The organism is Okeania sp. SIO2C2, from assembly GCF_010692625.1.
Classification (GTDB): domain Bacteria; phylum Cyanobacteriota; class Cyanobacteriia; order Cyanobacteriales; family Microcoleaceae; genus Okeania; species Okeania hirsuta.
The window spans coordinates 288151-299975 of the sequence record NZ_JAAHGM010000011.1 but is presented as its reverse complement, the minus strand read 5'-3'; the positions used below and the strand labels follow the sequence as shown (position 1 = coordinate 299975).

The following is an 11825-nucleotide window of genomic DNA, read 5'->3' as shown; positions in this document are numbered from 1 at the left end:
TTCGAGAAATTATTGTAATGTAAGTTGATTTTTTAGCTGTATCATTTTGTCTTTAAAATTATGCTGAGTTCGGAGTATTTATATCCAGCTTCAATTTTTCAAACAACAATTGTTGGTTATGGGCGTTACGGAAAAAATTATATTGGAACTAAATATGCCAAAAATGGATATTTCTGGGAAATAGTATCTATTGTAGATCCAGTAATTACTTCCTCGTTATTTGCTGATAGTATTTTAGGTCAGAATCAACCACAAACTTATCTATTTCAGAGTTTTCGTCAATGGCATGATAACTATTTTAAATACTTAAATAACCAACAAAAAGCCAGACAAGTAATTGAGATAGCTTTAAAGCCAGAATTAGTTTATGAACAAGTAATGTTATATATCGAAGCTGGTGTGAAACACTTTATATTACCTAAGCCAATTGTAATAAACAAACAAGAAATGCTGCAAATCGCAGAAATAATTCACAAATATGAAATAAAAGCAGCAGTAGCTTCTCAGTGGTATTATTCAGACTTTCCTAAATTTATTAAGTGAGAAATCCCAAAAATTATCAAGGAAAAAAAACAAAAGCTTTCCCTAACTTCAAGTAATCATTCGAGTATTCCTAATTTATATAAAGTAGAAATTGATTTTTCTAAAGAAAATGGTTTAGCATATACTACAGACCCACCATTACTTGAATTGCCTCATGCTTTACAGTTACTCTCTTCAATAGGAATAATTGATTTTAATAATTATTTGTCACTTCCAGAAGTTAGTGGTACAAATACATTTGTCAATGCTATTTATCAAGCAGAAAATATTCAAGATAAAATTTATGTTCGTTCTAACATTGATATGCGACAAAATCCTGCAATCAAAAAAGAATATCCCCTATGGGATATTCAGGAACGGCGTTTAAAAATTTATTTTGACGAAGACAATACTCAGCCCAATATAGAAGTGGATTTTTGGATGAAATTTGACTATTCTGGTGATTTTGCTCTTCGTCCTGGTCAATTAATTATTAGGGATGACGACAACTTTAACAATCAAGAACAATTAATTTTGAATATTGTTGACGATCAACTATTAAATATGAACCTGAAAATTTATGCCGCATTTCAGCAGAATTTTGTAGATTTTCAAAATGATCAGAATATTTTGTCTCTTGAACGTTATCTCCCAATTGGTAAGCAAATAATGCTAATTCAAAATCTTTGGAAATCTCTTCAGTAGGAAAAAGGGAATAGGCAATTAGTAGTGGCGCGTCAAGCTTAAAATGGTGTATTGAAGTGTTTTTGTAGGTTGTTCAAAATGCTTCTTACAAAAACAACTATATCAAATCCCCTTGCTTTCAAGTGTTTTGAAGAAGGAGACAGGAGACAGGAGACAGGAGACAGGAGGAAAATTACATGGGGATTCGCTCCCCCAAGTAATGCGTGAACACCCCCGTTGACGGTGGGGTATTAAACCCACAAAGAAAATGATAATAAACCGGGTTTGTAGGAAGTAGACCTTAAGTGCTAGGTATTTGAAACAAACCCGGTTTCTACATTTTTTTATACCAATACTACCGGATTTGATATGACTTCTAACTTTGTTAAGGTTTTCTAGCACTAACGAGTGAATAATAAACATGAGTTTGAACTATTGATATTTCTTCAAACCCAACTTCTTGCAAAATTTGATTAAACTCATTAGCAGTGTATTGTTTACCCTCAGTAACCCAAAACAAACACATTGAAAATGAAGTAGCAATTGGAGGATTATCTTTTCCATCCCCTAATAATATTTCACTTATATAAATGCGACCTCCACTTGGTAACGCTTCAAAGCTTTGTTTTGCTAGATGCAAACATTTTTCCCATCCCCAGTCGTGAAAAATATTACTGAAGAGAATTGCATCATACCCAGAAGGAAAAGGTTGTTGGAAAAAATCTCCCACATAAGTATCTACTCTATCAGATAATCCAGCTTCTGCTATATATTCTTGTGCTATGTCGCATACTGTTGGTAATTCTAAAATAGTACAGTGCATTTGGGGGTAACGCCGAGCTAAGGCAAAACAAAAAGCACCAGAACCACCTCCCACATCGAGAAGACGTTTGACACCAAAAAAGTCACCTCTCAAGGCAGCACCAAGTGCAGGAGTAAGACTTTGACTGTGCATGTGTCTAGTAAAAGCTTCAGCCTTTTCTTGATCTGCTTCGTGAGTTTCCCAAATACCCTTCTCGTCATAAATACTAGACCTATCATTTTGGACAGCCTCTAGCAGTTCTGAATGTGACAAAGGGTTATCGCGCATAAAATGCAGTATACCACCCCAGTAATAAGGACTATCAGGAAGTAAAAAATTTTGTGATACCTGGGTAAGATGGAATTTGCCATTAAACTGCACAAGATAGCCTAGTGATGTCATTGCTCCTAAAAGTGCTTCAGTAGCACGAGACCCTAAAGACAAATTTGTTGCTACTTCTTCAGCAGTTGCAGGCTTTTTGTCTAATAAAGAGAAAAGTCCTAGCTCGTCTGCAACAGTAAGTGTGGGAAAATGGAACATTGATAACCATGTATCCCAAAGTGGTTTATCATCACAAGTTAGTATTTTTTGTTCTTGATTTTGATCGGAGTTTGACATAACGATTTTATTTATCCAAAATAAAGTTATTTTTTTGAAAAGTCTAAATTTGAGCAAAACAAAATTAGTATATAGCAGCTGCGGTTTAAATGCTTAACAGCTTACTGACGACTACCCAATTTATTAAAATAATTGGGTACAAAACCTCGCCTTTTCAGGTGGAGTGTTTTTGTAGGGTTGCTCAAAATAACCCCTACAAAAACAACTTCTGATTTCTAACTTTCCTTAAGGTTTTCTAGCACTAACAAGTGAATAATAAACATGAGTTTGAACTATTGATATTTCTTCAAACCCAGCTTCTTGCAAAAGTTGATTAAACTCATTAGCAGTGTATTGTTTACCCTCAGTAGCCCAAAACAGGAACATTGAAAATGAAGTAGCAATTGGAGGGTTATCTTTTCCATCCCCTAATAATATTTCACTTATATAAATGCGACCTCCACTTGGTAACGCTTCAAAGCTTTGTTTTGCTAAATGTAAACATTTTTCCCATCCCCAGTCGTGAAAAATATTACTGAATAAAATTGCATCGTAACCAGAAGGAAAAGGCTCTTGAAAGAAATCTCCCACATAAGTATCTACTCTGTCAGATAACTCAGCTTCTACTATATATTCTTTTGCTATTTCAGATATTGTTGGTAATTCTAAAATAGTACAGTGCATTTCGGGATAACGTCGAGCTAAGGCAAAACAAAAAGCACCAGAACAACCTCCTACATCTAAAAGACGTTTGACGCCAGAAAAGTCACCTCTCAAGGCAGTACCAAGAGCAGGAGTCAGACTTTGACTGTGCATGTGTCTGATGAAAGCCCGAGCTTTTTCTTGATCTGCTTCGTGAGTTTCCCAAACATCCTCCTCCCCGTAAATACCAGGCCTATCATTTCGGAATGCCTCTAAAAGTGCTGAATGGGATAGAGGACTATCGCGTATAAAATGCAGTATGCCTCCCCAATAATAAGGACTATCAGGAAGTAAAAAATTTTGTGATACCTCGGTAAGATGGAATTTGCCGTTAAACTGCACAAGATAACCTAGTGATGTCATTACTCCTAAAAGTGCTTCAGTAGCACGAGACCCTAAAGACAAATTTGTTGCTACTTCTTCAGCAGTTGCAGGCTTTTTGTCTAATAAAGAGAAAAGCCCTAGCTCGTCTGCAACAGTAAGTGTAGGAAAGTGGAACATCGACAACCATGTATCCCAAAGTGGTTTATCATCACAAGTTAGTATTTCTAGTTCTTGGTCTAGATCGGATATTGACATAATATTTTATCCAAAAAAGTGATATTTCTTGAAAAGTATAAATTTGAGAACTTAATATATATATATATATATATATATATCACGAAAATTCGGTCTCCAGAAAATTTCAAATTATTTGCTACAAATATTTGCTCCCTTTTCCCTATAGACCATAGTTTTGTAACATACTTTTTTTTATTAGTAAAGCTTGTCTACTTAAGATGATTTTTAAAAGCCAAATTGAGACAAATTACTATCTGACAACATTTCAATATTTCAACCTTAATTAGGGTTTGCGCTCAAAAGTCTTATGGGTGAGGGTAGGAGTCAGGAGTCAGGAGTTAGGAGTCAGGAGGAACGGGGAATTATAGAGGAGGTAGGAGCTAAGTTTTGTAAGAATGATTTTTCTGCCATAATCGTCCCAAAATACTAGCATGCATGAGCTTTTTCCACCGAAAAGCTAACACTTTTTTAGACCTAAAAATGCTACAACCAATATCAGTCAATGCTTTTAGATTTAATCAGCAAGCCCTAATTATTGGTGATTTATGGCAAACACACAAAAATAGTTGTGTAAGTCCTGAGAGGTTGTAACATTTTATCTAACGGGGTTTGGTCTCCTTTCCCCAAGCTAAAATGGGATGAAAAGACCAAACCCCTACAGTTTTTTTTCACAAATCATTTAGGGTTGCTATATTATGACAAAAAAATTTGGGTCTGGTGCTGAATCTTTTAAGAAGATAAAAAAAGAGAATATTCCTCAGTTCCAGTCCCCTGATTGCAGAGGTACTATTCCCTGTTCCCTGTTCCCTGTTCCCTGTTCCCTGCTATATAACTGATAACTGAAATGACTATTCAACCCCGAAAAAGATTTGCTCAACATTGGTTGAGGAGTGACAAAGCTCTCAATAAAATTGTCCAAGCTGCTGAATTATCCGACAGCGATCGCGTCTTAGAAATTGGACCAGGTACAGGCATCCTGACTCATCGTTTATTACCCTTAGCTGCTGCAGTTGTTGCAGTAGAAATTGATAGAGATTTATGTCAAAAGTTAGTCAAAAAAATTGGCGGAGTAGAAAATTTTTTATTGTTACAAGGAGATATTTTATCCCTAGATTTAGAAACAAATTTAGCACAATTTCCTACTTTCCAAAATCCCAATAAAGTTGTAGCTAATATACCCTATAATATTACCGGACCAATCCTAGAAAAACTATTAGGAACAATTGCCCAACCTGTAGCTAATAGTTATGATTTAATCGTCTTATTATTACAAAAAGAAGTAGCGGATAGAATCTGCGCTCGACCAGACTCAAAAGCTTATAGTTCCCTATCAGTAAAAATTCAATATTTAGCAAACTGTGAATTTATTTGTGATGTACCTGCCAAGGCATTTTATCCCCCACCCAAAGTTGACTCAGCAGTAATACGACTACGCCCTCAATTAATAGAACCCCAGGCAAATAATCCTAAACAAATGGAAACATTAGTTAAATTAGGTTTTTCTAGTAAACGGAAAATGTTAAGGAATAATCTTAAGGCAGTTATTGAACGCGATCGCCTCTTCCCATTACTAGAAAAGTTAAAAGTAAATCCTCAAGTTCGTGCAGAAGATTTAAGCGTGCAGCAGTGGGTAGCACTAGCAAATAGCATAGAACCCATTTGAGAACTATCTATTTAGGGTTTGCGCTCAAAAGTCTTATGGGTGAGGGTAGGAGACAACCCACCCCTCGCCCCTCCCCCTCCCAGGAGGGGAATACAGGAGACAGGAGTCAGGAGGAATGAGAATTATAGAGGAGGTAGGAAGAAGAGTTGTCCCAAGATTGTTCTGCCTTTGTTTGCCCTCAATACTAATATGCATGAACTTTTTATACCAAAAAGCTAGCAATTTTTTCGCTCCAAAAAGGCTAAAACCTTTATCCGTCAATGCTTTGAAATTTAATCAGCCAGCCCTATCTATTTCTGGATTCTGAATTCTGATTCACTATCTTATTGCACCGATGCTACCGGATTTTATATGACTTCTGACTTCTGACTTGCGCGTAGCGCTATAGCTCTTACCCCATAGCAAGAGCTAGATACACCGGATTCCACTTTGGTGAGGTACACCCGCGCGAGCAAGATGCTCGCACTAAGAACATTTAATGATTAATATCTGTACTTCATATGCTTGGAATCTGCTGTAATTCGATCGCTTACTTAGTCAAAAAGTCCTTTTTTTTCCCTTTTTTTCCTGACAATTATAATTACAGGTTGTGCATCTTCTGGGGTTTCACCTGATGCTTTCAGTTGTTTGATCATTTTTCCTATGTTCTTGGATATCTTACCTTCACCTCTCTGCAAATCACGGATATCTTTACTTTTAGCCGTGCCCATCTCTAAAATAATGGTGTTTGTTTTTTGCTTCATCTTTTTCTTCATTTTTTTCTCCTTGTTATTTATGGGTATTAAATTAAGTACTTGTATGTAATTTTAGTTACAAAACTCAAAGCCCTTGGTCTACATTTTAAGTTGTCTAATATTTTAAGCTTTTGATATGTCAAATAAAGTAATAGTGACTGTTATAACTTGTTAACCCAGCAGTCTTTTCTGTGTTTTTTGTGATAAAAATTTTAGATTTCTTAACTGGCCAACAATATTTGACAAAAATTGGACAACCAATACAATACCATACCATTTCTCAAAAACTTTTCAACTTGGCTATTGAGTAGGGAACACGGGGAAAGTTATTCGGTTATTTTTAATTACTTAATTAGGGTTTGCGCTCATATCTTATATTATCAGCTTTTTATTCCCCCTTCCGGAGCTGTTGCCTGCGCGCAGCGCTATAGAAACCCTGTAGAGAAGATGTTGGTATAGCAAGGAACGAGTTATTTAGGACATAGAATAAATAACAAATCCAATTTCAAATACCTAAAACATGAATTTAATTGGCCAAGAATTTCAACCCATAGCAGCGATCGCCACAACTCCCACAGCAACAAAATTATTACAACCTATTTGTCAGACAATGGGGGCAACTCTGTGGATACCAGAGTCTTGTCAACAGGCAATAAATTCTACTGTCAATGCCGAAATTTACACCGACTCTCTGAAAAATCATCTAGCAAATATTTGGCAAAACTATAGTGCTATAGTTTTCTGTCTCGCCAGCGGTGCAGTTGTACGTTTAATATCTCCACTTTTAAAAGATAAATATTGCGATCCAGCAGTAGTCGTTGTAGATGAAGCAGGTCAATTTGTCATTAGTTTATGCAGTGGGCATCAAGGTGGTGCTGATAAACTAACTAATGTACTCGCCCGCCTCCTGAACGCCATCCCAGTTATTACAGGTGCATCACATAATTTAGGATTACCTGGTATTGATATTTTGGGTAAACCTTTTGGTTGGCAACAAGGGGAGGGAGACTGGAATAGAGTCAGTGGAATAGTTGCTAGAGGAGAAACTGTACAAGTAATTCAGGAAGTGGGTTCGACCTTATGGCAAGAGCATCTACCCCAGAATCATCCGTTTTATTTTGGATTTCCAGAAATAGGCGATCGCTCTGCTCCTACTCCCAAGGCCAGAATTTGGATTAGTTTTACTAAGCGCCAGTTTTCTCCAGATTCAGATTTACCGAAAGTGCAATGGCATCCACGAGTTTTGTGGATAGGGGTTGGTTGTGAAAGAGGTACTTCTAAAAAATTAATTGCAACTGCTATTCAACAAGTATTTCAAACTAATCATTTAGCAAAAGGAGCGATCGCTGGAATTGCCACTATCGATCTTAAAGCTGATGAAATAGGTTTAGTAGAATTTTGTCAGGAACAAAATTTACCCTTGCAGACTTTTCCTTCAGAGTTATTAAGCTGTGTTGAAGTACCTACTCCTTCTAAGATTGTTGCTCAGGAAGTAGGAACTCCTAGTGTTGCTGAAGCTGCTGCAATTTTAGGGGCAAGAGAAGTCAAAAGTCAAAAGTCAAAAGTAAGAAGGAAGAAAGAAGAAAGAAGAAGTAAGAAGGAAGAAGTAAGAAGTAAGAAGGAAGAAGTAAGAAGTAAAAAGTGGATGAGGAATCAAACCCCAACCAATTATAAATACTGTGTAGACGACGGAATATTAAACCTGAAAGAAAAAGATAATCTTAATTTAGAATCAAAAGAGAATACCGACAATTTATCCTCAACTTTTCAGGGAATTAATGAAAGTAATTTATTAGTTAGTAAGCAAATATTTCGTCTAGAAGGCGAACCAGGAGCAGCAACTATTGCTGTAGCTGTATCTAAAAAAGAATATACAGGAAGAACAGGAAAACTATTGTTAATTGGCACTGGTCCAGGAAAATTAGAACAGATGACTCCTGCAGCTCAAATGGCTGTTAGTTATGCTGATGTTGTCATTGGTTATTCTCTTTATATTGACTTAATTCAACCCTTATTAAATCCTGGGCAAATCATAGAAAAACTACCTATTACTCAAGAAAAAGAACGAGCAGAAAGAGCAATTGAATTAGCAAATTTTGGCTTAAACGTCGCAGTAGTGTCTTCTGGAGATTGTGGAATTTATGGCATGGCAGGATTAGTTTTAGAGCAACTTCGAGCCACAGGTTGGGATGGCAAAATTCCCATAGTAGAAGTATTTCCTGGAGTTAGTGCTTTACAATCTGCTGCTGCTAGAGTTGGTGCGCCTCTGATGCACGATTTTTGTGCTATTAGTTTGAGCGATTTATTAACACCTTGGGAGGTAATAGAAAAGCGTTTAAATGCTGTGGCAATGGCAGATTTTGTTGTGGCACTTTATAATCCTAAATCCCAGAAAAGAACAGAACAATTAGTTAAAGCTGTGAAGATATTTTTAGAATATCGTAAACCGGAAACTCCAGTAGCAATTGTCCGGTCTGTTTATCGAGAAAATGAGGAAATTACCTTGACAAGTCTGGATAAATTATTGGAGTTTTCTATTGATATGTTGACAGTAATTTTGATTGGTAATGAATCTACAGGTATTTACAATAATTGGATGATTACACCCAGGGGTTATTTAGGATAAGTAGGCAGTGAGGGAGTGGGGGAGTGGGGGAGTTGCATCCAACGTCCCTACAGAGAAGTAAACATAATATAGCAATGTGCGCTGGCATATTGACAAATTGCAGGAGGTGTCCAATAGCTAAAATCTTATATTATCAGCTTTTTATCATTTTCTTTGTGGGTTTAATACCCCACCGTCAACTGGAGTGTTCACGCATTACTTGGGGGAGCGAATCCCCATGTAATTTTCCTCCTGTCTCCTGTCTCCTGTCTCCTGTCTCCTTCTTCAATCCCCCTTCCGGAGCTGTTGCCTATTGCCTGCACGCAGCGCTATAACCCACATTCCGCACCACAAAATGTAGTATCGAATCAGGAGTCAGGAGGACTGAGTCAGAATTTAGGAGAAAATCATAGCTGTTGTGATTGAGTAAACAATCAAGCAAGTATTTATGCTTAATTGTTTACTCGGAATTTGATCAACGAAAAAAGTAATTGAGATGATTTGCATAGTATAAATACCTACCAAGCTACGGATTTCTATACTACTTTTAACATTACAAATTGAAGTGGGGAATGTGGGTAATAATAATTAATGCTAACTAGGGTTTGCTGATTAAATCTCAAAGCATTGATAGATAAAGGCTTTAGTCTTTTTCGGGTCGAAAAAAATGCCTGGTTTTTAGTGCCTCAAGCTCATGCGCATGAGCATTTTGGGCAAGAGTTGGGCAGAAAAATCGGCGTTGCTTAAATGTAATGATAATTAGACATCTACTCCACCCATAGGCAGTAGGCAGCTTTGCTGTAGGCAGTAGGCAGTAGGGAACCCACCCGCAGGCCCCGACCGTGGAGGGGAAAGAATTGATAATTTCTTTGGGATATAGATATTGATTTTTGATTCTTGGAGATGTCTATTCGCTGAAGGTAAAATTGAAAAACTGATGTTTTGCGCCCAAAGTTAATCTCAAAATCATTACCACTCAGCAACGCCGAAAAATCAAGGGACAAAACATCCAACTACCTCCTCTATAATTCCCATTTCTCCTGACTCAGTCCGACTGACTTCCCCTCCTGGGAGGGGGAGGGGCGAGGGGTGGGTTGACTCCTCCCCGAACCCATGCATACTTTTTCAGCAAACCCTAACTAGGGTGGGAATCATCAAAAAGGTGATTATGTCTATATTGTTTACTTAATAATTGAAGTGCTGCCTAAGTATGGCATTAGTTCAAATTTTATAAGTTTAATATGAGGAATAATAAATTATGGATACAGATAATATTGCTAGTATCACAGCAGATGGAAAACTTGAATTACCAACAAAAATTCAACCCCAAATCAAACCAGGTGATTGCTACAAAATTTCAATTAGAGAAGACTCAATAATATGAGAAAAAATTCAGCAACCCCTAGACTTAAATGATTGGTTTCGACGTATTGAAGAATTAGGACTAGATCCAAATCAACCTTCTCTTCAAGAAATTAGTGAAATGGTAAAAGAAGTTAGACGGGAACGAAAGTTTGATCAATGAGAGTTGTTCTAGATGTAAATGTTTGGACTTCTGCTAAAGCTAATGTTATTGTTACTGGCGATTTAGATTTACTGATTTTTTCAGAATTTCAAGGCATTCCAATCTTGAAACCCATAGATTTTATCAGTCGTTATTTTCCTGCTAGATAAAATATGATATTGATTTTTGAAGCGATCGCTCCTGAAACTAGCAACCTACTTACCGAGAAATTGTGGGTATGCGCCTCCCCTTTTAAGGGGAAAAAAGAAAAAAATTTTTCCTTTTAGTCAATCCTTTTCTTTTCAAGGAGAGGTAATAATTAATTATTAATTATTAATTATTAATTGTTGAACATATCTATAGCAATCCTATTTTATTCGTGTCAAAAATCTTACTGCTTTTTAGGGAACACTTAACTGGGAACACTTAACTGGTAAGAGTTTCAGTTTTTTTATTTACTTTTTGATTTGTCACGACCTATTTAGGATTGCTATATATTATTATAGCGGTTTTCACAAAGGTAGACTTGCATTGCTTCTGCCTTCTGCCCTCTGCCTTCTGCCTTTAAGCCAAAATCTCTGTATTCTATGTTAATGAAAATTGCTATAATAATTAATGTTAAAAGCAGCAACTATTGCTGTAGCTCTATCTCAAAAAGAATATACAGGAAGAATTGGATGAGTATATATATTCCCAACCAATTCTAATTACTCTCAAAAAGAAATAAAAAAACCTGTTTCTCCTTTATTAGTTGTTGCCTGTTTCCTATTACCTTGGATTTTATCTAAAACAGTCTGAGAAATAACTAATTACCACCAAAAGTAGGCAGTGAATCAGAAGGAGGAGCTGTCATTACTGATGAATTATAGGGATTAACTAAATCAGGAGTTCTAATGACTGGCGTACTAGAAAACTGTCGCCTTTGTTCCTCTATATAAAGCTGATTGATTAGGCGTAAGTCGTCAGAAATAGCTTCATCAGGAAACCTTAATATACCGAAATAACGACCTATTTGATTCAAAAACTCTGTTTTCTCAAAAAAGTTACCAGAATATCTTTGACTTGCTTCGTTAAACTCTTCTGCAAAAGGTTGATATGTACCAACAGGATCTTCAGGATGTCCCGCTTGAGCAATTTGGACAGATGTTAGAGTCGCGATCGCTGAAAAAATCATTATGCCACTAAGGCTTTTCCAATTCATGGCCATACCTTATGATTTATTGTAGATTATTACTGCTAAATTGGTCATATTATAGCAGTGAGATTATATAGCGCTACGCGCAAGTCAGATAGGGGAGCCGCCGGATTGGTGACCTACAGAAGTCAGAAGTAATCCCTGATTAACTTTGAGCGTTTGTAAATTTTCTAACCTATTTGCGTAGTGCTATAAGGCAAAAAATTATATATAGCAGTTTCGGGAGTTATGAGGTACAGAGATTAAGAATTGAATG

General features: G+C 36.5%; 12 protein-coding genes. 8 read left to right on the top strand and 4 right to left on the bottom strand.

Features of this window, described 5'->3' with window-relative positions; translation table 11 throughout:
• Positions 1 to 60 precede the first annotated feature (60 nt).
• Together F6K18_RS12110 and F6K18_RS12105 are read left to right on the top strand one after the other, a co-directional pair.
• Positions 61 to 543 (top strand): Gfo/Idh/MocA family oxidoreductase, encoded by a 483-nt coding sequence (locus F6K18_RS12110; protein WP_287521084.1) that lies wholly within the window; start codon positions 61 to 63, stop codon positions 541 to 543.
• A gap of 204 nt (positions 544 to 747) precedes the next feature.
• A complete protein-coding gene (locus tag F6K18_RS12105) occupies positions 748 to 1227 on the top strand; it encodes a hypothetical protein (RefSeq protein WP_287521082.1) in 480 nt (159 codons plus the stop codon).
• A 364-nt stretch (positions 1228 to 1591) separates the two neighbouring features.
• Here F6K18_RS12105 and F6K18_RS12100 read toward each other — a convergent pair whose 3' ends face one another.
• Together F6K18_RS12100 and F6K18_RS12095 are read right to left on the bottom strand one after the other, a co-directional pair.
• A complete protein-coding gene (locus F6K18_RS12100; RefSeq protein ID WP_287521081.1) occupies positions 1592 to 2626 on the bottom strand; it encodes a methyltransferase in 1035 nt (344 codons plus the stop codon).
• A gap of 225 nt (positions 2627 to 2851) precedes the next feature.
• Entirely contained in the window at positions 2852 to 3886 is a 1035-nt protein-coding gene (locus F6K18_RS12095) for a methyltransferase (protein ID WP_287521080.1), read from the bottom strand.
• A 289-nt stretch (positions 3887 to 4175) separates the two neighbouring features.
• On the opposite strand from F6K18_RS12095, the gene F6K18_RS12090 reads away from it, so the two are divergent.
• The 3 genes from F6K18_RS12090 to F6K18_RS12080 all read left to right on the top strand — a co-directional run bounded on the left by F6K18_RS12090 (position 4176) and on the right by F6K18_RS12080 (position 5750).
• A complete protein-coding gene (locus F6K18_RS12090; RefSeq protein ID WP_287279536.1) occupies positions 4176 to 4298 on the top strand; it encodes a hypothetical protein in 123 nt (40 codons plus the stop codon).
• A gap of 414 nt (positions 4299 to 4712) precedes the next feature.
• Entirely contained in the window at positions 4713 to 5531 is an 819-nt protein-coding gene (gene rsmA / locus F6K18_RS12085) for a 16S rRNA (adenine(1518)-N(6)/adenine(1519)-N(6))-dimethyltransferase RsmA (RefSeq protein WP_287521078.1), read from the top strand.
• 18 nt (positions 5532 to 5549) lie between these two features.
• A complete protein-coding gene (locus tag F6K18_RS12080) occupies positions 5550 to 5750 on the top strand; it encodes a hypothetical protein (protein ID WP_287521076.1) in 201 nt (66 codons plus the stop codon).
• Between the two features lie 314 nt (positions 5751 to 6064).
• Here the strand turns inward: F6K18_RS12080 and F6K18_RS12075 are convergent, their stop codons facing one another.
• The gene (locus F6K18_RS12075) at positions 6065 to 6286 is read right to left on the bottom strand and encodes a hypothetical protein (RefSeq protein ID WP_240038905.1); all 222 of its coding nucleotides are present in this window, start codon (positions 6284 to 6286) and stop codon (positions 6065 to 6067) included.
• 499 nt (positions 6287 to 6785) lie between these two features.
• On the opposite strand from F6K18_RS12075, the gene cobJ reads away from it, so the two are divergent.
• The 3 genes from cobJ to F6K18_RS12060 all read left to right on the top strand — a co-directional run bounded on the left by cobJ (position 6786) and on the right by F6K18_RS12060 (position 10544).
• Positions 6786 to 8891, top strand: coding sequence for a precorrin-3B C(17)-methyltransferase (gene cobJ / locus F6K18_RS12070; protein ID WP_287521075.1), 2106 nt, complete (start codon positions 6786 to 6788; stop codon positions 8889 to 8891).
• 1237 nt (positions 8892 to 10128) lie between these two features.
• Positions 10129 to 10254 carry a hypothetical protein gene (locus F6K18_RS12065; RefSeq protein WP_287521074.1) on the top strand — a complete coding sequence of 42 codons (126 nt, stop codon included), beginning with the start codon at positions 10129 to 10131 and terminating at the stop codon, positions 10252 to 10254.
• A gap of 137 nt (positions 10255 to 10391) precedes the next feature.
• Positions 10392 to 10544, top strand: a complete 153-nt coding sequence (locus tag F6K18_RS12060) for a hypothetical protein (RefSeq protein ID WP_287521072.1) — start codon at positions 10392 to 10394, stop codon at positions 10542 to 10544.
• A gap of 635 nt (positions 10545 to 11179) precedes the next feature.
• Here F6K18_RS12060 and F6K18_RS12055 read toward each other — a convergent pair.
• A complete protein-coding gene (locus F6K18_RS12055) occupies positions 11180 to 11581 on the bottom strand; it encodes a hypothetical protein (RefSeq protein ID WP_287521070.1) in 402 nt (133 codons plus the stop codon).
• Between the last annotated feature and the right edge of the window lie 244 nt (positions 11582 to 11825).